Raw genomic sequence first — 22,252 nt, forward strand, 5'->3', positions numbered from 1 at the left:
TATGAGGGTTTTACACATCATCAACTCATTGAATATCGGTGGAGCTGAGAAATTGCTTACTGTACTGCTTCCAGAGATTAAGAAACAAGGAACAGACGTTGAACTTCTCTTACTTAACAAAGGAGATAAACAACTTTTCGAAGAACTTTCTAATCAAGGAATTTTGATCCATTGTCTTAACGTGGGCTATTTAAGAAATCCTCTAATTTCTATTAAACTTCTCCCGTATTTAAAAGGAGAATATGACATTATCCACGCACACCTCTTTCCCACACAGTATTGGATTACATTTGCAAAGCTTATTTCCTTCAGTAAAACAAAGCTTGTGTTTACGGAACATAATACGACTAATTCTCGTATTTCCTCCCCATATTATTCAGTGATTGATAAGTGGATGTACACAAAGTTGGAACACTTGGTATGCATCACCAAAGAAATTGAAGACATTTATCTACGCTATCAGCCCAAGCTATCCAACAAAACGACTATAATACATAACGGGGTTCCTATAGATGTCATTCGCTCTTGCAAGCCATTGGACTTATCTTCATTCAAGTCTTCCGTAAATGATAAGATACTTTTTCAAGTTGCAGGTTTTCGCCCCCAAAAGCAACAGGAAACATTAGTTGAAGCCTTAAGTTATCTCCCTCATAACTTCAAGATCCTCTTTGCCGGTGATGGCCCTCGAAGAGCAGAGATAGAGGAGTTTGCACGAGAACGGGGATTTGCAGAAAGTGTCTTCTTTTTGGGTAATCGCAATGACGTATATTCTCTACAAAAATCTGCTGACTATATCATTCTTTCGACACACTACGAAGGTCTTTCGTTGGCTTGCATAGAAGGTATGGCCAGCGGGAAACCATTCCTCGCTTCAGACGTTAAAGGGGTGCATAATCTTGTAAGTGGTGCAGGTCTTTTGTTTGAAGAAGGAAATGCGAAGCAATTAGCGGAATTGATTCTTCAGCTTGAATACAACTCAGAACTTAAGGCTATAACCATAAAGAATTGTGAAGAACGTGCTTCTCGTTACAGCATTGAAGAATGTGCGAGGAAACACATAGAACTATACAAAAGTCTAATTCCCTATTGACATTCGCATAGATCAGCAATTAAAAATGAGAACGAATAAGTTGGTACGGGTGGGGACGGTAGCGAGTTCATTGGACTTCTTGGAGGGACAGTTGGCGTTCTACAGTAGCGAATACGAGGTCGTTGCCGTCGCTAACGGCGCTGTTAAGTTACGAGAAGTAGGTGAGCGCGAGGGAGTGCGTACGCACGAGGTGAAGATGGCTCGTGCTATCTCTCTATGGCAGGACGTCAAGTCGCTTTTCTCTCTCATCACTTTCTTCGCAAAAGAAAAGCCACTCATCGTCCACTCTATGACCCCAAAGGCGGGTTTGCTCTCTATGATAGCAGCTTGGCTGACGGGAGTACCTATTCGCATACATACTTATACGGGGCTTATTTTCCCCACAGCCACAGGCTTTAAGCAGAAGGTGCTTATCCTGATGGATCGTATCCTATGCAGGTGTGCTACGCGCATTATCCCTGAGGGACAAGGTGTAAGAAAAGATCTTATCAATTACAATATCACTAAGAAGCCTCTTAGGGTCTTGCTCAATGGGAGTATAAAGGGATTAGATGAAGAGGTTTTTGATCCTAGTCGTTACAGCGTAGAGGCGCAAGAAACTTTCAGACAGAGGTTTGGCATTTCTTCGGGTGATTTCGTATTCGTTTTTGTAGGGAGACTTAATCGAGATAAAGGAATCAACGAGCTTGTTCGAGCATTCAGAGCAGTGCAGGAAGTACGTCCTTGCAAGTTGCTCCTAGTGGGGGAAAGAGAAGATGACCAGAATCCGATACTCCCTGAGACCGCATCCGAGATAGAAAGAGGTGAAGGGATTATCTTTGTCGGGGCGCAAAATGATGTCCGACCTTTCTATGCGATGTCTGATGCCTTAGTATTCCCTAGTTATCGAGAAGGCTTCCCTAATGTGCCACTTGAAGCTGGAGCAATGGGGCTGCCAAGCATCGTGACAGACATCAATGGATCAAACGAAATCATTATAGAAGGCGAGAACGGAACCATCATCCCGCCACGCGATGCAGAAGCATTGGCAGGTGCGATGCGTAAGTCGCTGTTAGATCCTGACTATGTGGGACGCTTAGCTGGCAACGCTCGCCATCTGATTACCTCTCGCTACAATGCTCGTGACATCTGGGAGGCTACACTGGCACTCTATCGTGAAGCGGAGGAACGAGTAAATAGAAAATAGATGAATGTGAGTATGTATAGACGGTATATCAAGCAGGTGATGGATTTTGTGGCGGCATTGGTGGGGCTGGTAGTGCTGTCGCCGTTGCTCTTGGTGGTGTGGGTGTGGCTCACGTTTGCCAATAAGGAGACTGTTGCACGGTGGCGATCTACTGCGTTACTTTCGACATTCGGCTTCGGTCACGTACGTGAGTACGCTTCCGTCAGCCTCAGTCTCAGTGCCTTGTATTTCACCACCGTGCAACGTCTCAGCCGATTTGCTTGCAAATCGGCGAGAATGGCACTTCGTGCAACATTCTCTAAGGGAGCTAGATGCTTTTCCCTTGCTCTTAAATAGAAGTAGAAACGTTTGGAAATGGTATCTTTATATCCAGATTAAAAATCGATTGAATCTTGAAGATATGGCAGATAAGCTAAAATTGAAGCACCTCAACGTTAGTGGGTTTAAGTCGTTTTCTAATGATCAGGGTATTCACCTTGACTTAGGAGATGTCAATATCCTTATGGGAGCCAATGGTGCTGGTAAGAGCAATGTCGTCAGCTTCTTTAAGATGCTAAGCTTTATGATGTCTGGCAGCTTTCAGGAGTATGTGGCAAGAAATGGTTCTGCTCAAGTCTTCTTACATTATGGCTCCAAGGTGACAGATACTATAAAGGGTGACCTTTTTTGGAGTAATAAAGGAATAAGTGATAAGTACTCATTCTCTCTTTCCTATGCCTCTCCAGACAATCTCATTATTGTTTCGGAGGAATTGGAGTACACAAAAAAGGAAAGCGCTACGCCTTACAAAACTTCTCTAAAGGCAAAATTTCAAGAGTCTGCTCTTCTTGACACTACGGATAGGACGGCTATTGTTATCCGGAAGCTTCTTTCTGGCTGTAAGGTATACCAGTTTCACGATACCACCTCTACGGCTCCTATACGTCAAGCTGTACGTAAGGAGTTTTCAGATTATCTTCAGGCTCAAGGGAATAATCTGGCGGCATTCCTCTATAGACTAAAAGAGTTTTTTCCTGAGAACTATAAGAGAATTATCACTTATGTGCGGAGTGTGGTACCGCAATTCTCGGATTTCTATTTAGCCCCGAACGATCAAGGCTACGTCCTCCTCAGGTGGCTAGATCAGTCAGCAAATGATTACATCTTCTTTCCGGATCAGTTTTCTGACGGTTCTATTCGATTTATCGCATTGGCAACATTGTTGCTCCAGCCTCCGAAGATGATGCCTCCCATCATCATTGTTGATGAGCCTGAGTTAGGCCTGCACCCCTCTGCGATCGTTCAGCTATCAGAGATGATCAAAGATGCTTCGTTGCATGCACAAGTTTTGGTTGCAACGCAATCCCCTCTGCTCATGGATCAGTTCACTGCAGATGAAATTTCTATTGTAGAGTATGATGAGCACTCGCAATCGTCTGTTGTAACCAAGCTGAGTGAGGAGGGGCTCGGTGAGTGGCTGGAGCAATATACCCTGAGTGAGCTATGGGGGAAAAATGTTCTAGGAGGAAAACCGTAATGGGACAGATTGTATTGCATATCCTTTGTGAAGGACAAACTGAGGAACGGTTTGTTCAAACTGTTTTATCCCCATACTTAAGAAGGTTCAACATCGTAACTAAGACGATTGTGTTGACTACAAATCGCCGAAGTGGATGTGTCGGAGGGGCTATCTCTTTTGAGCAACTTAAGAATGAATTGAGGCTTGTTATAGCCCAGAATAGAAAGGATGGGTATCATACACACTACTACTCTATGATGGTAGACTACTATAAGCTACCGACGGATTACCCAGGCTTTGGGAAGTGTGCTCAAATACATGATCCTTATTTAGCGATTCAATGCCTAGAACAAAGCATTAGGGAGGCATTGGACTGCGGGTCCTTCATCCCATATATTCAACTTCATGAGTTTGAAGCGTTAGTCTTGTGTGGACTACCTCTGCTTATCAATGAATACCCTGAGGCTAGAAGGGGTATTGAACAATTGCAACAGCAGTTAGAACAGTTGAATAATGAACCAGAAAAGGTTAATCAAGGGGAGGATACGGCTCCCTCTAAAAGGCTGATTAAGGCTTTTGAAGGGAAATATAGATACAATAAGCCACAAGTAGGAGCGCAAATTACCAGCTCTGTGGGGATAGACGAACTTAAAAAAAGATGCCCGCATTTCGGTCAATGGATAGAGACTTTAGAGCAGCTACAGTAAGGAGTGAGGGTGATAGTATCTTGCTTTTTCATATGATAGATAACAATAAAAGATGTATAGACGGTATATAAAGCGGGTGTTGGATTTTGTGGCGGCATTGGTGGGGCTGGTAGTGCTATCGCCACTGCTCTTGGTAGTGTGGGTGTGGCTCACGATTGCGAATAAGGGGGCGGGGGCAATCTTTACTCAGGAGAGACCAGGGAAGGATGAGAAGATATTTAAGCTTTACAAGTTTAAGAGTATGACGGACGAAAGGGATGCCGAGGGCAATCTCTTGCCCGATGCTCAGCGCTTGACCAAGGTGGGACGCTTCGTGCGAAAGACTTCGCTGGACGAACTCCCCCAGCTCTGGAACGTACTCCGTGGCGATATGAGCTTCATAGGCCCCCGTCCACTCACACCGATATATCTTCGTCTATTCAACTCCGAGCAAAAAAGACGGCATGACGTTAGACCTGGTATAACAGGGTGGGCACAGGTACATGGTCGTAATCTCCTTAAGTTAAGTCGTAAGTTTGAACTTGATGTGTGGTATGTAGACCACTATTCTTTGGCTCTTGATGTAAAGATTGTTTGGCTCACCATTATGAAGGTATTCAAGAGAGACAATGTTGGCTCTGGACAAGGAGATATGAAAGATATAGACGATTTGGGCTTTCTGCCGAAAGTTCTCGAGATAATAAAAGAAGAGAAGAGATGAAAAAAGAAATAGGTAGCAACTTTTGGATAAATCCATCTGAGTTGATACAAGAGACTAAGCAGATTACCTTAAGTTCGTTTGGCTTATCTGATAGTGAATATGTTTGGTTATCTTCGGGCAGGAAGGCTATTGAGCTAATCCTTCGATCTAGTGCAATTGATGTGACTGATCGAAAGGTAGCTTTAGTCCCTTCTTTTACCTGTTGGTCTGTATTAGAGCCTTTTATAAAGACTGAATATAAGCTATATGGGTATGACGTAGATGAAAGCTTAACGACTACAGCTGACGACTTGATGGAAACTCTCACAAAGGTCAAGCCGTCTGTTTTTCTATTTCATCGATACTTTGGGTTCAATACCATTCAGGAGATAGATCAAGTGATTGATTTCGCACGAGAGCAAGGTGTCATCACAATAGAAGATTGCACTCAAACTTTGTATTCTAAGGAGAAAAGCAACGCAGACTTTCATATTGCAAGTATTAGAAAGTGGTGTGGTGTGCCAGATGGAGCTTTCTTGTCATATAGATCAAATAAGATACAGATTGAAAGACCTCAAGAAACCATATATGATACTACATTGGAGTCACTAAAAGTGCAAGCATCTCTATTAAAAAATAACTACATAGAGTGTGGAGAAGGTAATAAAAGTGACTTCTTAGAACTTTATCGCCAAGCTGAGGAGCGATTATCCTCTCAGCAATGTTTTTTTTCGATTACGCCAACTTCTCTAAAGATACAATCCAACTTAGATATACTAGAGCTTATACGACGTAGGAGAAGCAACTATACTACGCTTCTTGAGGGACTAAAGAATATAACCTCTGTTGTCCCGCTATTCCTTATGCTCGCGGAAGGTGTTACACCTCTTTATCTCCCAGTATTATGTATTAAAGAGCGAGAGGCCGTACAAAAAACATTGGCGAATCACAATATCTTTGCCCCTATCGTATGGCCAAAGGCTCAAAATGCGCCAACGACAAGTAAAGCAGTAGACTTACTCTACGGTAGCCTCCTATGTATACCAATCGATCAGAGGTATAGTACAGCAGAAATGGAACATATTATTAGCATCTTAGAGAGATTATGATGAACGAACAAAAATTACTTGCAGGCTGGATGAAATGGGACGAAATTGTACCCTATAAGCAACAGCTCATAGAAATGGAACGGGATTTGATGATTACGTATCACTATCCTGATTGGGATATACCTTGGGCTTTTGTTGAGTTAAAAGTTAATGAACTTGAAGTGCTTCTTACTTCTGGTAACACATTCTTTTGGGGGCTCAGAGACGAAACCAAACTATATGGTTACTATTGGGGCTATATTTCTAACTTCATAAATAGGAAGAGATGGAACCTTCGTTCGATATATTTCTTGCAAGAAGCAAAAGGAAAAGGGTTCGGAAAAAAATCTTTTGACGTTGCTGAAAGTAAAGCAAGAGAACTCAATTGCATTGAGATGGCTACACACTATGCGGTTTTCAATGAAGTGATGGAGCATACTCTTAAAACCTCGGGTTATGCCCCCACAAGAATAGAAATGGTTAAATCACTGCGAGAATGAAAGTCTTTAACAATAAAAGTCGAAAAGAGTGGGACGATATTGTTAAGTCCTTTGCTGCCTACGATGTCTATTATCTCTATGGTTACGTGGCTCCATTTGCTTTGCATGGCGATGGAGATCCAATGCTATTGTATTACCAGAGTGAGGGGCTGAGAGGTATATGTGTGCTGATGCTACGAGATATTGCTCGGATCCCTATCTTTGCGGAGCGATTACCCCAAGAGACTTACTTCGATGCCATCACTCCTTATGGTTATGGTGGATTTATCTTTGAGGGGGAGACCTCTAAAGAGCAACTTGATAAGTTTTATGCTAACTACATCGCTTGCCTTAGAGATCTGAGGGTCATATCTGTCTTCTATCGATATCATCCAATACTCCATAATGCTCATATCTTAGAGAATTACTCTACCATTATTGATTTGGGTAAAACGATTCATATAGACCTTACTACCGAGGAGGAGATTTGGAGTAATTTGGTAGGCAAAAATAGGACTGCAATTCGTAAAGCCATCAAAAGCGACGTTATCATAGAAGAGGGCAAAGGCAAAGAATTGCTATCTGAGTTCAGATCCATCTATAATAAAACGATGGACGCTGACCAAGCAGAGGCTTACTATTACTTTTCGCCCGAGTTTTATGAAGCTCTTAACGATGAGCTAAGCGATAATTACACCCTCTTTTATGCCCTCAAGGATGGGCAGATTATCTCTATAGCTATCATTCTCTACGCTAATAATCAGATGCACTACCACCTCTCTGGATCGGTATATGAGTATCGCTCTCTCAGTCCCTCCAACTTGCTTCTCTATACAGTAGCGTGTCGTGGCGCAGAGCGTGGCTTTAAGACCTTTCACTTGGGCGGAGGAGTCGGATCGGGTGAAGACCCCCTCTTTAAGTTCAAGCAAGCTTTCAATAAAAACTCAGCCAACCAATTTTCCATTGGTTACGATATTGTTGATCCAGAGATGTATGACAAGTTGGTGCGGCTAAGAAGTGAGGTAGACCCCGATTTTAATCAAAGCAGTACATTCTTTCCACTATATAGAGCTCAGTAGATTATGAAAATAGCAGTTCTTGGAGCAAACTACCAATACCTGACTTTTTACAGACAGACGGTAGAAAACGGTCACACCATCATCGCTTTTGGACGAGCCGAAGATGACCATATTGCAGCTGATCGGTACGCAGAGAAGTTTTACCCATATTCTTTTACCGAAAAAGACAAGATTTTGGAAATCTGTCGAAAAGAAGAGGTGCAAGGGGTTACTTCCTTTCTAATTGAGTCCGCTCTTCCCTATGTCTACTACATCGCTCGTGGACTTGGCTTGCCCTGCAACTCTCCAGAAAGTGAGGCATTGACCAAAAATAAATATACGATGCGTCATCGTATGAAAGAGGCAGGGCTCTCTATCCCTAAGTTTCAAATACTCTCAGAAAGTACAGCAACGGAAAAAGATATTCCGCTACCAGTAATTGTTAAGCCAGTGGATAATGGCGGTAGTCGTGGCATCAACCTTGTGCGTCAGCCAGAGGAGCTTCAAAAAGCACTTAAAGAGGCATACGAATGGTCTCCATCGAAAACGGCGATTGTGGAGCAGTTTATCGAGGGTAGAGAGTTTAGTGTGGAGACAATATCTTTTGAGGGGAATCATTATCTCCTCCAGATTACCGACAAAGTAACGACCGGGGCTCCACACTTTGTAGAGTTGGAACACCACCAGCCGGCCGAACTAACGTCCACACAATGGGAGGTAATAAAGACGCTCACACTCGACACACTCTCAGCTCTACAGATTGGCTATGGAGCGTGTCATACCGAAGTAAAGATGGATTCCGATGGTGTTCCGTATATCATCGAGGTAGGTCCCCGAATGGGAGGGGACTTCATCAGTGCCGACCTCGTGCGTCTCTCTACCGGTTACGACTTTGTCAATGCGGTTGTGGAAGTGGCATGCGGGCATTTTACGCCTCCTGTGGTTTCACAGCGGAAACATTCGGGTGTCTATTTTCTGTGCGAAGAGACCCGAGAAAGGGTCGAACCCATCGTATGCCACCCCTCAGATTATGATTTCGTGGTAGACGCAGATCTCTATGGAGCCATTCAACCCGTTACCAAAAACAGTGACCGAGGCGGTTATTTCATCTACCAGTCCGACCATAAAGTAATCGTCTAAATAGAAGCATTTAGAGACTAATATATCAGTAACCTCAAAAACGTATATAGTATTCGCTTAAAACGTATATACCTTTTCGCCAAAACGTATATACCTTTTCACTGAAATGTATGTACCATTTAGAAGAGAGAGGAAAGGTCTCTTTGGAAGTCATATTATACTCTTTTGATTCTCATACGAGATTCAATCGATTCTCATATGAAATTCTTTTGATTCTCATATATAGCCGTGTGTTCAATTGAATCCAATAGGAGACTATTGCATAATGGCGAATTGTTGCGTTGCTTGCGGGATTCGGCTTGCCTATGGGCGACCTTCGGTTCGGTCACATACATAGGTATGCTCCCTTCAGACCTCACCCTTAGTGCCTTACACTTCATCCATTCTGCCCAGTCAAGACATTCTTGCTTGCTTTCGCTCGCAATCTTGTGAGACTGTTGACTTTTTCAACAGTCTCAATATATTTCGTACATTTGACTTATGATTGATTATATCGAAATATCTGGTTACAAATCGATCCGAGACTGTAAGCTGCAACTCGGTGCAGTCAATGTGCTTATCGGGGCGAATGGCTCAGGGAAAAGTAATTTTCTCTCATTCTTTGAGCTTATCCATTCTATTTACAATCAAAAGTTAGGATCATTCTCTGTTAAAAAGGGAGGAAGCAACCACTTACTTCACAAGAGCTCCAAACAGACGGATGCCATTAGAGGACAAATCGTTTTTAACGCAAGTAATGGTTTTGAATTTTCACTGGTTCCCACCGAACAAGGTAAGCTCAGCATCTCCGAAAGTCGAGTCTCTTGGAATTACGATAAGCCTATTGAAGATTTAAAGAACTGGAAGAGTTGGGAAGTAGACAAGGATGTATTGGAGTCTGACCTGAAAACAGGAAAGGGGCAGGCATCTGGAGTGAGAGATTATGTGAAGCGTTATCTTTCTAATTTTGGAGTCTACCATTTTCACGACACAAGTCCTAATAGTCCCTTACGGTCGTCAGCCAAAGTTAACGATAACGTCTTCCTTGATGCCGATGGAGGGAACCTCGCGGCATACCTATACCGGATTCAAGAAACAGCACCAAAGGATTTTATAAAAATTGAGGCCATTACTAAGCTCGTAGCTCCTTTTTTTCATTCCTTTCGTCTGATTCCGAATCGGCTCAATAAGGATCAAATATCTCTGGAGTGGGAAGCTCTGAACAGTGACGAGTACTTTGATGTCTCTGATTTTTCAGACGGCACACTCAGGTTTATTGCCTTAAGTACTTTACTTTTGCAGCCTGACCTCCCCGATGTCATTATGATAGATGAGCCAGAGTTAGGCCTACACCCCACAGCAGTAAAGATGCTCTACGAACTCATTCGGAAAGCCTCTTTTTCTTCTCAAATCATCATTGCCACTCAGTCTGTTAATCTCCTTAATCTCTTCGCCCCAGAAGAGATAATCACTGTAGATCAAATAGATGGAGAGAGCACATTCAATAAATTGGATGAGACAAAGCTCTCTAAATGGATTGAAGACTATGCTACGGGTGATCTCTGGGAAAAGCATATAATTGGAGGACAAGTTATTTGCCACTACAATTGATAGCAGAACTGAAGTGCCTAATCTTATTGGCGATTATGGCTTTGAGGGAATGGTCGGAGGAGTGGCATGTTAGGGCAAGGAGTTTACAAGTAGAATGTCATAGATGAATTATGGTATATAAGTTTAAGATTCAGATTCTGGGGATTAAGAATCCCCCTGTGTGGCGTGAGGTATATGTCCCCAGCGATTATACTTTCATGGAGCTACACCACGTGATACAAGATGTTTTCGGATGGAGCGGTACACATCTTTATCGTTTTACCGACTCGCTGAAAAAGCCTACGATTGAAATTATGGAGGTCGATGAAGAGCGTGATCGTGAAGAAGACCTATTGATGACTGAAGTACTACAAAGTATTAGAGTGGAGCTAGGTGGAGCCTTTGCAAAAAGAAGAGAAATGCACGAAGTGGAACCTCATAAGATAATACTTTCGGAGTACTTCAACGATGAGGCTGGAGGCAAGATACTTTATGAGTATGATTTTGGAGATAGCTGGATACATAGGGTGTCTCTCATGGCTATTGGTCCAGATAACATTCTGAATTCGTCTGGCAAGTGGGTCTGTACGGGGCGGAAGGGGGTTAGCCCCCACACCCCCTAAAGGGGGCTAGACCCCAGACTTAAGCCCCCCATCCCCCTAAAGGGGGCTTTCCTACGCTTACTCGCCCTGACACCCTATAGTAAAGGATCTCGTGAATGGTCACAGATATTAATATTTTGGTGTACGTATGGCAAACATAGATATATCAAAAATAATAGCAGAACTCAATTGTACTCAGGAGACTTCTAAACTTGAGGTCAAAAGGGGTAGTGAGGTGTCTAGGGCTACTATGGAGAGTGTATGTTCGTTTTCTAATGAACCTAATCTCAATGGTGGTATTATCCTCTTGGGTATTGACGAAATAGAAATTGATGGGTCTATTAAGTATGATATAGTGGGTGTACGAGAGCCTGATAAACTTCAGAAAGATCTCACTACGAGCTGTGCGACAGTATTCAATATTCCTATACGCCCTCGCATTACTATACAAGACGTTCAGGGTAAAGAAGTCATTGCTATTATTATTATTTATCAACTACGATTTGACGGACGCTCAGAAATTAGGATTGGTAGTGCTGAGAGAGATTGGAGCTTTGGATAACTCTACATACAGACAAGTGAGTGGAGTAAGTGTTGCTAAGGCATCTAGTGATCTGAAGAAGCTTTGTGATATGGGGCTACTCATATCAAAAGGAAAAAGTCGTGGGGTGTATTATCTACCATCTGACCAATTCACATCCGCTTGTGGTGCAAAACAATCTGCTGGGCTAAAGTTCGTAACTAGCATACCCGATAACGAGGTCAGCATACCAGATAACGAGGTCAGCATACCAGATAACGAGGCCAGCATACCAGATAACGGGGTTAGCATACCAGATAACGGGGTTAGCATACCAGATAGTATGGCGATAGATTTACTGCAGAGTCTGCCGATAAAACTTCAGTATCAGATAACAAACTTAAAGAAAAGGACGTCTCCTGACGAAGTGAAACAGATTATCCTGGATATGTGTGCGGAGAGGGCGTTTTCAGCTTATGAACTATCTCTGTTATTGAAAAGAGGAGACAAGTACATTCAGGATCAATATTTGAAGAGGCTTCTTGATTTGGGCTTGCTGGAGTACTCTTATCCTGATATGCCTAGACATCCAAAGCAATCATATAAAACAGTGATAAAGTGAAAGAAATATGATGGAAAAGAAGAGAATATGGCTCTCGCTTGCTGAGATGGGCGGTAACGAGCAGAAGTATATAAAGGAGGCGTTTGATACTAATTGGGTGGTGCCATTGGGACCTAATGTGAATGCCTTTGAGGCAGATCTCAAGGCGTATTTAGCAGCCCCAGCCCCCCGACCCCCTAAAGGGGGAGTGTTAGGGTCGGCTGATCCTGCGTATTATGATGAGTTAAAAAGGAGGGCTATATATCATAGGAATAACCCTACAGAGGCTGAAAGCATCATGTGGGAGCTATTGTCTGGTAAGCAACTAGGTGGTTATAAGTTTCGCCGTCAGCATATAATTGGTCGGTTTATCGTGGACTTCGTCTGCTTGGATAAAATGCTTATAATCGAGATAGATGGAGGGTACCACGAAGACTTGACCCAGCAGGAGAGTGATAAAACACGGGAAGAATGGCTTATGCAGCAAGGATACAGAGTCATCCGCTTCACTAACAAAGAAGTTATTGCCAATCCCGCTCACGTATTAAATACGATACTGACCGAAACTGGTGATGCCCCCTTTAGGGGGGTAGGGGGCTTGGTAGGGGGCTTATCTGTCGTTGCGCTTTCTGCTGGTACAGCGGCGCTACACTTGGCGCTGGTGATGCTTGGGGTAGGGGCTGGAGATGAGGTGATATGCCAAAGCTTTACCTTCTCGGCTAGCGCCAACCCAATAAAGTACCAGGGGGCAAAGCCCGTCTTTGTGGATAGTGAAGAGGGCACTTGGAATATGTGTCCCACCGCTCTTCGTAGAGCGATAGAAGATCGTATCAAGGTAACAGGGAAGGTGCCTAAAGCCATTATCCCTGTCCACCTCTATGGCATGCCTGCCAAGATGGATGAAATCCTAGCCGTGGCTGCTGAGTACGATATACCTGTTGTAGAAGATGCTGCAGAGGCACTCGGTTCGGCTTATAAGGGGCGCAAGTGCGGTACGCTTGGGAAGTATGGGGCGCTATCATTTAATGGCAATAAGATAATCACCACTTCTGGTGGTGGAGCACTGGTCACTCATTCGGAAGAAGAGGCAAAACGCGTGATGTTCTTCGCCACTCAAGCCCGTGAGAATGCTCCACACTATCAGCATGAGCACGTGGGTTATAATTACAGGCTCTCTAATATCAGTGCAGGTATCGGGCGAGGTCAAATGGAGGTACTACAGGAGCATGTAGATGCTCGAAGGCATCATCATGTTTATTATCAGGAGCAACTCAAGGGCGTGCCTGGTATTACTGTGATGAGTGCTCCCTCAGAGGACTTTGATAGCAACTACTGGCTCACATGTATAACCATTGACAGCGAAGTGACAGGGTATGACCGTGAGGCATTACGCCTGAAGTTGGATGCCGAAAATATTGAGAGTCGTCCGCTATGGAAGCCCATGCACCTGCAGCCAGTATTCGCCGATTGTCCGTTTTATTCAGCAGATCAAAAAGCCCTCCAGCACCCTAAAGGAGGAGTTTATGGGTCGGTTTGTGAGTCGCTATTTGATCAAGGACTCTGCCTGCCATCGGGCTCCGCACTAACCACAGAGGATTTGGATAGGGTTATAGAGGTGATAAAAGGGAACTAAGCTCCTAATCCCTGAAGGAGGGAGTTGTTATTTTACACGAACGTAATAGTGGATGCTCCTCTGCCGAGAGTCATACGCTCTTCCTTAGGGAAGGGGTTGGCTCTCGGCAGAGGAGCTTTTATTTCTGTGTGAAGGAGGGTTGCTTGGGATCTATTCTATTAAGAGACCGTTGCACGGTGGCGAACTACTGCGTTACTTTTGACATTCGGCTTCGGTCACGTACGTGAGTACGCTCTCGTTAGCCTCAGTCTCAGTGCCTTGTATTTCACCACCGTGCAACGTCTCAGCCGGTTTGCTTGCAAATCGGCGAGAATGGCACTTCGTGCAACATTCTCATTAAAAGCCCCCAGCGCTATCCGTTTCAATCCCTCCCACGAGAGACTTCAGTCTCTCCCCATATAAACTCCAGTCCCTCGCGGGAGAGACTGAAGTCCCTATGGCGAGGGAATAGGGGTACGACTAGGGATTAGTTTGTAGAAACTGTGCTAGGCAATTCTCTTCCGGTAGCAAGGAGACGTGAGTTGATGCGGGAGAAGTTTCGAATTCTTGGTAGCTTTGCTTTTGGGGGAGAGTGAATGTTATTGATTTATATAGGGAGGGTATAGATATGCTGTGTAATAAGCGAAGAAAGCGGACAGATTGGTATGTCTAATACTAAGAAGGAGATGCTGGATGCTTATGCAACGATCAAAGGCGAAGGAGCTGAAGAGATTTGATAACTACTGAATATTAGTAGATGGGGTCAACCACACGATTAATGGATATTGCGCTCGATTGCTTTGAGCGTGGGATGTATGATGATGCTTCGATAGCAGAGAGCTTCGGCTTGGACGTCGTCCCTACAATGCTTGTCCGTGATAAGGCGCTGAGTAAGAGGAAGCATGGCGAGGGTGTGCTTAGGATTGGTTTTACCATTTCTTCTCGTAGGGGCAATGCTGGCTCTGCTCATAATGCCACAGCCATTGTGGATCTTGTGTCAGGGACGATCTATTTTGATACCATCATGGGCAGTAACCAGCTCGCCGCTGAGGTGGCTATGCTACGAGTACTCTCTATTATTTCTTCATTTGATGGTGAGCATTATGTGCACCCTACGAGCTGGAAGGCCCCTATAGCCAATAGAATACGGCAGTGTATACCTCTACCAGCTTCTATGCAGATGGATGCTAATCTGAGACGACTATTTGCCACAGATGAAGAGCTGATGGGAGGTCATGAGTATGTAATTGAGTACAGTTCCATCAATCTTCATAGGTGTTATGTGATGGCGAGAGTTACTTCCAAGACCGCCTCTCCTATGCTGGTAGTATTGGAAGTTAATGATTATAGCCGTGTTATAAAATTCTCATGCCGAGGGAACGATGTCGAAGCACACAAACAGGGTGCTATTGCCTTTTACCCTCAGGTAAGGGCACTTCTGAAGCATATAGCGGAGCATGTGACACCACGATTTTTCGATTATGATTATCTAGAGCAAGAGTTCTTAAGGGACAAACTTGATCAGCTACATGTTAAAGGACGGAAGCGGGAACGAGCCGAACTGGTGGCGGATAGTGAGGAGGGGTATACGGTCCTCATCCCTGATGTGCCGGTACTCGATAAACCAAGTGAAACCCTCTATCAACTTGGGCTATCAGACCAGATGCTACAGCCACAGAAGATATTGCCAGCAGGCAATAAAGCCAATCGATTCCAATTGATATTCCTCATACGTGAATGGAATAGTTATTATTCAGATAGCTTAACCTTGGGTTATCCTCTACCACATAGAGGGAAATTGAATAAAAATGGCTCGCTGTCTAAGTCGGTCATGAGGCTCTCCGCCGATAAGCTGATCACCCAGCATGAGGCGTTTACCAATGACGAAATAGTGGATGTAGGCGACTATTTGGGGTACACCAATTCCTTTTTAGATAGTTATTTGGTCGCTTACCCCAGCGATGAAGAGATTGAGGCATTTGCTAAAGTGATGCCTATCCTCCAGCGCAATTCACTGTATTTGCTTGCCGAGGAATTGCCTATGGAGACGAGAGCGAAGTACGCTCTTGCGCCACTTTCTCCTACAGAGGTGATGAGTCCGCGGGCAGAGGTGGTGATTCGTATAGAGCGTGAGGATCCGGAGGAAAGAGGCGATCGCCCTACGATTAAGCTCTCTGGCTCGCTTCGTCTCGCAGATAAGCTAATAAAGCTGAGCGATAGCGCCATTAAGTTCAATCGAGCCTTTGTGCTGTATGAGTACCAACAACTCTATCTCTTTCGGTCGGCAGCAGATTTTCAGATGCTCTATTACCTTTGGGGTGTTGAAAACAAACGTATCGAGCCTATACGCTATCCCATGGAGGCACTCCCTAGGCTCTATGAAGAGGTTATTAAGCCCCTTGGGCAACGGTTTGAGGTGCGGTCGGAGCTTCATAAGGTGCGACCAATCAATGAAGAGCATGTGGTAGGGCAGCTCTTTATCAACGATACAGATGAGGGTGGCGTATTGCTGACTCCTGCAATGCAGTATGGTGAGCAATCGGTACCCCTGCACGATAAGACTCCTTTTTACGATGCAGATACGCTTACGCTCCTTGATCGAGACTGGGATAAGGAAGAGGAGTTTTTGGAACTGCTCCGAGGGTTACACCCCGACTTTGAGAACGCTCAGGATAGTTTCGTGCTCCGAGGAGAGCAATTGATAGAGAATAACTGGCTGATAGAGGCTTCGGAGAAGCTTCGTCAGGAGGGTATACAGATATTTGGAACGCAGCAACTTAAGAACTTCAAGTTTAACCTCCATACTCCTACCTTCAATATTTCTACCTCTAGTGGTATCGACTGGTTCGACCTGAAGGTAGAGATCAAGTTCGGTAAGGAAGTGGTATCACTCCGAGAGGTGCGCAAGAGTATTATCAATAAGAGTAAATATGTGATGCTCTCGGATGGGACTATTGGTATCCTGCCAGAGGATTGGCTAGAGCGGTATGCTAAGTATTTCCAAGTGGGTACGGTGAAGAAGGATAGGTTGGAAATTTCTAACTACCAATTTAATATCATAGACCAGCTCTATGAGGATCTTTCCCAGCGTCCTAAGTATATAGAGGAGATGATGGAACGGAAGAGACGCCTTCAAAATCTCTCCGAAATCGAGCCCCATCCTGTCCCCAAGGGTATTCAGGCAGAATTGAGGCATTATCAACAGGCTGGATTTGATTGGTTACTCTTCCTTAATGAAAATGGGCTTGGAGGCTGTCTCGCCGATGATATGGGTTTGGGTAAGACACTACAAGTGATTACCCTCCTTCAACACCTCAAGGAACAAAAGAAAAAGGTATTGCCTCATCTGATAGTGGTTCCAACTTCATTGCTATTCAATTGGCAACAAGAGCTAGAGAAGTTCGCCCCAGGTCTTTCTCGCCTTGTCTACCGTGGAGCGGAGCGAGCTGATATGCGAGGATTATTCTCTCAGTATGATATCATCCTATCAACCTATGGCGTGGTGGCGAACGATATTGAGCAGCTCTCCGAGACACTCTTCGGATATCTGATACTAGACGAGAGCCAAGCAATCAAGAATCCTTTCTCAAAGCGCTATAAGGCGGTACGAGCGCTTCGCTCTGAGAATAAACTTGCCCTCACGGGTACGCCTATCGAGAATAATACCTTTGATCTCTACTCCCAAATGAATTTCCTCAACCCAGGTATCTTCGGTAGTATGGATCACTTCCGTGAGGAGTTCGCCAATGCTATTGACAAGCGGAGGGACCAAAAGTCCATGGAGTTATTGAGGGATATGACTCAGCCTTTCTTATTGCGCCGTACTAAGAAACAGGTCGCTACTGAGCTTCCCGATAAGACAGAGTCTGTCCTCTACTGCGAGATGAAGGAGGAGCAGCGACGGGTGTATGATACTTTCAAGGAGTATTACCGTCAAATGCTTCTCGATGAGATGACAGAGAAGGGCGAAGGAGAAGCACAGATGATGGTGCTGCAAGCGCTTATGAAGTTGAGACAAATTTGTAATTCACCAGAACTCATTGGCACAGAGCAAGAGGACTATGGCAAGCAGTCCATTAAGCTAGATCTTCTTACCCGTAACCTTAGAGAGGTAGTCGATGAGCACAAAGTGTTGGTTTTCTCTCAGTTTACTTCTATGCTGGCACTTATAAAAAAGCGCTTAGAAGCAGAGGGTATACGGTATGTCTATTTGGACGGTGCTACGGTAGACCGACAGCAGGTGGTGAACGAGTTTCAGAATGATGACAGTGTGCGTGTCTTCCTTATCTCGCTCAAAGCAGGAGGCATGGGACTCAATCTTACGGCTGCCGACTATGTGTTCTTGGTGGATCCTTGGTGGAATCCGGCAGTAGAGAGTCAAGCCATTGACCGTTCTTATCGTATCGGTCAGGAGAAGCACGTCAATGCTTACCGAATGGTGTGTAAAGATACCATAGAGGAGAAGATACTTCAGTTGCAGGATAAGAAACGGTCTATTTCTGAGGAGATTATACAGATTGATCAGGTCGATAAGACTTTCTCTCGGGAAGATATTGCCAACTTATTTAAGTGATGGAGTTATGTCTTGGTATTATCTATTTAGGGTGAATTTTATCTTCCACCTATCTGTAATAGAGCCAAAGTGCATTGATATTCTTATAAAATGATTACCTTTGTGCCGAATATACATAAATATTATGCAGTTATGGATCGGGTGACTAAGATGTTGTGGGGGAGTTTTACTCTCGTTTTGGTGTTAATGGTGACGGGTTGCGCTACGTCTAAGGACATTGCTTACTTACAGTATGCAGAGGGTAAAATGCAGACGGAAGCTCGTGCGCTTCAGGATGCTAAGATTATGCCAAAGGATATTCTTACGGTGAATATCCAGGCTTCCAAGCCAGATCTCGTAGCCGCATTTAATGGTCTCTATTGGAGTCCACAGCAGCAGTATAGTTCAATGCAAAGTGGTATGCGTACCTTCCTCGTAGATAATGATGGTACTGTAGATTTGCCTATTATGGGGCGTACAACCCTAGGTGGGCTTACGCTCAGAGAGGCGGAACAGACAGTGCGTAAGTCCCTTGAGAGTTATCTTAGCGAAACACCTAGTGTGAATATCCAAATTCAGAATTATCGGTATTCTGTGCTTGGAGAGGTAGCACGACCTGGTTCATTCGTATCACAGAATGGTAAGGTGAGCATCTTCGAGGCTTTGGCCAATGCTGGCGACTTGACGATATATGGTGTGCGTGATGATGTGCGACTGGTTCGTGAGAATCGTGATGGTTCGGTAACGATGGTCAAGCTTAATCTGAAAGATACTAATATTGTCGATTCTCCTTACTACTATCTGCAGCAAGGGGATGTAATCTATGTGATGCCTAATAACGCCATCGCTGCTTCGTCAAAGATTAGTTCAGGTACTACGATATGGATTAGTGTGGCTTCTATAGCATTGACCGTAACGAACTTATTGATTACAGTTCTGAGAAAATAACACTTATGAACAGCAACTATAATACACAAAATGATGCGCCCGGATTAGAGGGTGCACCTCGTGCTAATGATTCTTTTAGCAATGAGGAGGAGATTGATCTTACTGCGATACTTAAGGATTATCTCAGGTTTTGGCCGATATACCTTATTGTTGTTACTCTTTGTTTGGGCTTCGCATGGCTTTATATTACTGTGCAAAAGCCGAAGTATCAAGTGAAGGCATCTACCCTATTTGTCGATGAGAAGGACAATAAGTCTCCTAAGATAGAGGGTATCGACTTTTCCGAACTCGGTATGGGGGTTTCCAATGTAAATGTGGACAACGAGCTAGAGATATTGCGCTCTCGTGAAATCTTGAAAAAGGCTCTCGAAGAGAGTTCAGAGTATGTGGAGGTGACAAGCAAGAAAGGGTTGCGGACTATTGTATGGTACGATAACCTCCCCTTTATGATTTCTATGGACCCTGTAGGACTTAGTAAGATAGAACGACCTATCTATTTCGAGGTTCAGCCTTTGGAAGAAGGTCGTTATAGAATACACCAAGAGGACGTCGACGATATTGTGATAGATTCTCTTCCAGCAACTTTTGCCTTGGGACACGGGATTGTCTCTATGACTAAGCGTACCCCTAGGGAGGAAGGTGTAGAGATGCCAAGTAGTTTTAGTGTTACCCTTAGCTCTCCGCTCAGACAAGCCATCTACTACTCAGAGAAAGGCGGATTGACAGCAGAGCGAGCCAACAAGCAGAGTTCGGTAGCGGTGCTTACCATTCAGTCGGTGAATAGGGAGAAAGGCGAGGCCTTTTTGTCTAAGCTGATGGAAGTGTATAACCGCGAACGTGCCATTGATAAGGATGCTGCAGCACAAAAGACTTATAACTTCATCAATGAGCGTATCAAACTTATTGGTGATGAACTTAGTGAGACTGAAGCTCAGCTAGAGTCGGTCAAGAAGTCGCAAGGTATAACCAGTTATCAAGACCTAGGTATTGTCGTGCAAGGGACTGCAACAATGGATGTGCAGAGGTCTGAGGCTGAGACCCAACTCAAGTTGGTGAGTTTCTTGATTGGTGACCTTGAGAAGAAACAGGGTAAGTATGAGATTATCCCAGGGAACTTAGGCTTTGCTGATGGTACCTTGAATACAGCTGTAGAGCTGTACAACCAAATGGTATTTGAGCGTAATAGTCTTATGGAGGCTGCCAATGCAGAGCATCCAAGGGTGGTAGCGCTCTCTAATAATATCGATGTGGCTAGGGCTAATATCTTGGAGGCAGCGAGTGTGGCAAAGCAAGGTTTGGAGATACAGCTTCATGGATTGAAGAACCTAGAGAAACGTTATACCTCTAAGATTGCTGAGGCGCCTACTTTCGAACGTATCAGTACAGATATTGAGCGTCAGCGCTCAATTCGCTCTAATCTCTATTTGATGTTATTGACACGTAGAGAGGAGACTTCGATAAAGTTGGCCGCATCACTTGAGAGTGCTCGTATTATTGATACCCCTCTCGCGGCTAATGTGCCTTCGTCCCCCAAGAAACCTATCATTTATCTCGCTGGATTGCTACTAGGTCTTATCCTGCCTACTGCGGGTGTATTCCTATGGAAACTCTTGAGAAATAAGATCGTCGTAGAGGATGATATTCGTGCGCTCACCACTTTGCCTATTGCTGGTACAGTGCCAAGAAGTCAAGAAGAGGCTCCTGATCCAAAACGTCCAGAGCTGGTTGTGAAGGTTAATGGTAATAGCCAAATGACTGAGGTATTCCGTGCCATTCGTACCAACCTAAGCTTCCTAACGCAGAATAAACGTCCATTGGTAGTCATGGGTACCTCTACAGTGAGTGGAGAAGGTAAGACTTTTGTTATCAGTAACCTTGCTATTTCTCTTGCTGCACTGGATCAGAAGGTGTTGCTTGTCGGTTTGGATATCCGTAACCCACAGCTAAAACGTACGTTAGGCATTGGGAATAGTTCGACTGTTGGGATGTCCGATTTGCTTAATGATAGTTCTCTTAATCCGTTGGATTATCTGCAATATCCGAAGGGATTCCCTAATCTGTCTATTATTAACGCGGGTACCATCCCACCTAGTCCTCCAGAGCTTTTGGCGCGACCAAGACTAGATGAACTCTTTAATATCTTCCGCCAGAACTTCGACTATATTATCGTAGATACTGCACCTGTAGGTCCAGTAGTAGATAGTTTGGTTCTGAGTAGAGTGGTAGATCATACAATCTATGTAGTGCGCTCCGGAAAGACAGAGAAGAGAGACTTTGACTACATTAATTATCTCAGCCACAATAAGAAGCTGAAGAATGTAAGTATTGTGCTCAATGATGTTTATATCAAAGACTCCTTGCTCGTTAAGAGCTATGGCTATGGTTATGGCTATGGTTACGGCTATGGCTATGGCTATGGGCGAGAGCACGATAAGAAAAAGAAGAATAAGAAATAAACTTGTTGGTCAACTTCAAAGACTTCTCTCCCCATGCCAAGAGCTATAGGGGAGAGAAGTTGTTTGTTATAAGACCGTAAGAGACTGTTGCACGGTGACGAACTACTGCGTTACTTTCGACATTTGGCTTCGGTCACATACGAGAGTACGCTCCCGTCAGCTTCAGTCTCAGTCTCAGTGCCTTGTATTTCACCACCGCGCAACGTATAAGCCGATTTGATTGCAAATCGGCGAGAATGGCACTTCGTGCAACATTCGCATTTTGGGACTTCTTGCCCACATTCGCTGAAATTGCGGGCGTAAAGACTCCTGCCAATATCGATGGGATCTCCATGCTGCCTACGTTGCTAGGTGAGGAAGCGATGCAGAAGCAGCACAGCTACCTATATTGGGAGTTTTATGAGCTAGGTGGGTGCCAAGCTATCTGCGTGGGAGATTGGAAGCTTATCCGTCTCAATGCTAAGCAA

General features: G+C 44.3%; 18 protein-coding genes and 3 pseudogenes. All 21 read left to right on the top strand.

The window, feature by feature from the left end; translation table 11 throughout:
• Nucleotide 1 precedes the first annotated feature (1 nt).
• Entirely contained in the window at nucleotides 2-1,090 is a 1,089-nt protein-coding gene (locus IX315_RS01385) for a glycosyltransferase (RefSeq protein WP_211639437.1), read from the top strand.
• Nucleotides 1,091-1,115: 25 nt separating this feature from the next.
• Nucleotides 1,116-2,276 carry a glycosyltransferase family 4 protein gene (locus tag IX315_RS01390; protein WP_211837100.1) on the top strand — a complete coding sequence of 387 codons (1,161 nt, stop codon included), beginning with the start codon at nucleotides 1,116-1,118 and terminating at the stop codon, nucleotides 2,274-2,276.
• Entirely contained in the window at nucleotides 2,277-2,612 is a 336-nt protein-coding gene (locus tag IX315_RS01395) for a hypothetical protein (protein WP_211837101.1), read from the top strand. It begins immediately after the preceding gene.
• Between the two features lie 64 nt (nucleotides 2,613-2,676).
• Nucleotides 2,677-3,792, top strand: coding sequence for an AAA family ATPase (locus IX315_RS01400; RefSeq protein ID WP_134849105.1), 1,116 nt, complete (start codon nucleotides 2,677-2,679; stop codon nucleotides 3,790-3,792).
• A complete protein-coding gene (locus IX315_RS01405) occupies nucleotides 3,792-4,481 on the top strand; it encodes a DUF4276 family protein (RefSeq protein ID WP_211837102.1) in 690 nt (229 codons plus the stop codon). Before IX315_RS01400 ends, IX315_RS01405 begins: the two co-directional genes overlap by 1 nt.
• A gap of 52 nt (nucleotides 4,482-4,533) precedes the next feature.
• A complete protein-coding gene (locus IX315_RS01410; protein ID WP_211639441.1) occupies nucleotides 4,534-5,181 on the top strand; it encodes a sugar transferase in 648 nt (215 codons plus the stop codon).
• On the top strand, nucleotides 5,178-6,269 hold the full coding sequence (locus IX315_RS01415) for an aminotransferase class V-fold PLP-dependent enzyme (protein ID WP_211639442.1): 1,092 nt from the start codon (nucleotides 5,178-5,180) through the stop codon (nucleotides 6,267-6,269). Before IX315_RS01410 ends, IX315_RS01415 begins: the two co-directional genes overlap by 4 nt.
• Nucleotides 6,266-6,748, top strand: coding sequence for a GNAT family N-acetyltransferase (locus tag IX315_RS01420; protein ID WP_211639443.1), 483 nt, complete (start codon nucleotides 6,266-6,268; stop codon nucleotides 6,746-6,748). Before IX315_RS01415 ends, IX315_RS01420 begins: the two co-directional genes overlap by 4 nt.
• Complete coding sequence (locus IX315_RS01425) at nucleotides 6,745-7,806, top strand: lipid II:glycine glycyltransferase FemX (RefSeq protein ID WP_211639444.1); 1,062 nt, start codon at nucleotides 6,745-6,747, stop codon at nucleotides 7,804-7,806. Before IX315_RS01420 ends, IX315_RS01425 begins: the two co-directional genes overlap by 4 nt.
• A 3-nt stretch (nucleotides 7,807-7,809) precedes the next feature.
• Nucleotides 7,810-8,925 (top strand): ATP-grasp domain-containing protein, encoded by a 1,116-nt coding sequence (locus IX315_RS01430; RefSeq protein ID WP_211837103.1) that lies wholly within the window; start codon nucleotides 7,810-7,812, stop codon nucleotides 8,923-8,925.
• Between the two features lie 480 nt (nucleotides 8,926-9,405).
• Nucleotides 9,406-10,515: an AAA family ATPase gene (locus tag IX315_RS01435; RefSeq protein WP_211837104.1), complete on the top strand. Its 1,110-nt coding sequence runs from the start codon at nucleotides 9,406-9,408 to the stop codon at nucleotides 10,513-10,515.
• 110 nt (nucleotides 10,516-10,625) lie between these two features.
• On the top strand, nucleotides 10,626-11,117 hold the full coding sequence (locus IX315_RS01440; RefSeq protein WP_211837105.1) for a plasmid pRiA4b ORF-3 family protein: 492 nt from the start codon (nucleotides 10,626-10,628) through the stop codon (nucleotides 11,115-11,117).
• 127 nt (nucleotides 11,118-11,244) lie between these two features.
• A complete protein-coding gene (locus tag IX315_RS01445; RefSeq protein WP_211837106.1) occupies nucleotides 11,245-11,658 on the top strand; it encodes an AlbA family DNA-binding domain-containing protein in 414 nt (137 codons plus the stop codon).
• Nucleotides 11,659-11,728: 70 nt separating this feature from the next.
• On the top strand, nucleotides 11,729-12,238 hold the full coding sequence (locus tag IX315_RS01450) for a hypothetical protein (protein ID WP_211837107.1): 510 nt from the start codon (nucleotides 11,729-11,731) through the stop codon (nucleotides 12,236-12,238).
• Between the two features lie 10 nt (nucleotides 12,239-12,248).
• Nucleotides 12,249-12,392 (top strand): annotated as a pseudogene (locus IX315_RS09840) (pyridoxal phosphate-dependent aminotransferase); the annotation flags it as partial.
• A 33-nt stretch (nucleotides 12,393-12,425) separates the two neighbouring features.
• A pseudogene (locus IX315_RS09845) lies at nucleotides 12,426-12,770 on the top strand (endonuclease domain-containing protein); the annotation flags it as partial.
• A gap of 63 nt (nucleotides 12,771-12,833) precedes the next feature.
• Nucleotides 12,834-13,850: pseudogene (locus IX315_RS09850) on the top strand (DegT/DnrJ/EryC1/StrS family aminotransferase); the annotation flags it as partial.
• A gap of 736 nt (nucleotides 13,851-14,586) precedes the next feature.
• Nucleotides 14,587-18,402: a DEAD/DEAH box helicase gene (locus IX315_RS01460; protein WP_244973048.1), complete on the top strand. Its 3,816-nt coding sequence runs from the start codon at nucleotides 14,587-14,589 to the stop codon at nucleotides 18,400-18,402.
• A gap of 132 nt (nucleotides 18,403-18,534) precedes the next feature.
• A complete protein-coding gene (locus IX315_RS01465) occupies nucleotides 18,535-19,329 on the top strand; it encodes a polysaccharide biosynthesis/export family protein (protein ID WP_026215490.1) in 795 nt (264 codons plus the stop codon).
• A 5-nt stretch (nucleotides 19,330-19,334) separates the two neighbouring features.
• Nucleotides 19,335-21,785, top strand: a complete 2,451-nt coding sequence (locus IX315_RS01470; protein WP_211837109.1) for a GumC family protein — start codon at nucleotides 19,335-19,337, stop codon at nucleotides 21,783-21,785.
• A 236-nt stretch (nucleotides 21,786-22,021) separates the two neighbouring features.
• A partial coding sequence (locus IX315_RS01475) for a sulfatase/phosphatase domain-containing protein (RefSeq protein ID WP_342356938.1) occupies nucleotides 22,022-22,252 on the top strand: 231 nt, incomplete at its 3' end.

Source organism: Porphyromonas levii (assembly GCF_018206105.1).
GTDB classification, from domain to species: domain Bacteria; phylum Bacteroidota; class Bacteroidia; order Bacteroidales; family Porphyromonadaceae; genus Porphyromonas_A; species Porphyromonas_A levii.

What these genes read in the sequence shown, in the direction of transcription:
- IX315_RS01470 (WP_211837109.1), top strand. Translation starts at nt 19,335, where the DNA reads ATGAACAGCAACTATAATACACAAAATGATGCGCCCGGATTAGAGGGT.
- IX315_RS01415 (WP_211639442.1), top strand. Translation starts at nt 5,178, where the DNA reads ATGAAAAAAGAAATAGGTAGCAACTTTTGGATAAATCCATCTGAGTTG.
- IX315_RS01420 (WP_211639443.1), top strand. Translation starts at nt 6,266, where the DNA reads ATGATGAACGAACAAAAATTACTTGCAGGCTGGATGAAATGGGACGAA.
- IX315_RS01460 (WP_244973048.1), top strand. Translation starts at nt 14,587, where the DNA reads ATGGGGTCAACCACACGATTAATGGATATTGCGCTCGATTGCTTTGAG.
- IX315_RS01390 (WP_211837100.1), top strand. Translation starts at nt 1,116, where the DNA reads ATGAGAACGAATAAGTTGGTACGGGTGGGGACGGTAGCGAGTTCATTG.
- IX315_RS01445 (WP_211837106.1), top strand. Translation starts at nt 11,245, where the DNA reads ATGGCAAACATAGATATATCAAAAATAATAGCAGAACTCAATTGTACT.
- IX315_RS01405 (WP_211837102.1), top strand. Translation starts at nt 3,792, where the DNA reads ATGGGACAGATTGTATTGCATATCCTTTGTGAAGGACAAACTGAGGAA.
- IX315_RS01430 (WP_211837103.1), top strand. Translation starts at nt 7,810, where the DNA reads ATGAAAATAGCAGTTCTTGGAGCAAACTACCAATACCTGACTTTTTAC.
- IX315_RS01400 (WP_134849105.1), top strand. Translation starts at nt 2,677, where the DNA reads ATGGCAGATAAGCTAAAATTGAAGCACCTCAACGTTAGTGGGTTTAAG.
- IX315_RS01435 (WP_211837104.1), top strand. Translation starts at nt 9,406, where the DNA reads ATGATTGATTATATCGAAATATCTGGTTACAAATCGATCCGAGACTGT.
- IX315_RS01410 (WP_211639441.1), top strand. Translation starts at nt 4,534, where the DNA reads ATGTATAGACGGTATATAAAGCGGGTGTTGGATTTTGTGGCGGCATTG.
- IX315_RS01395 (WP_211837101.1), top strand. Translation starts at nt 2,277, where the DNA reads ATGAATGTGAGTATGTATAGACGGTATATCAAGCAGGTGATGGATTTT.
- IX315_RS01425 (WP_211639444.1), top strand. Translation starts at nt 6,745, where the DNA reads ATGAAAGTCTTTAACAATAAAAGTCGAAAAGAGTGGGACGATATTGTT.
- IX315_RS01465 (WP_026215490.1), top strand. Translation starts at nt 18,535, where the DNA reads ATGGATCGGGTGACTAAGATGTTGTGGGGGAGTTTTACTCTCGTTTTG.
- IX315_RS01440 (WP_211837105.1), top strand. Translation starts at nt 10,626, where the DNA reads ATGGTATATAAGTTTAAGATTCAGATTCTGGGGATTAAGAATCCCCCT.
- IX315_RS01450 (WP_211837107.1), top strand. Translation starts at nt 11,729, where the DNA reads ATGGGGCTACTCATATCAAAAGGAAAAAGTCGTGGGGTGTATTATCTA.
- IX315_RS01385 (WP_211639437.1), top strand. Translation starts at nt 2, where the DNA reads ATGAGGGTTTTACACATCATCAACTCATTGAATATCGGTGGAGCTGAG.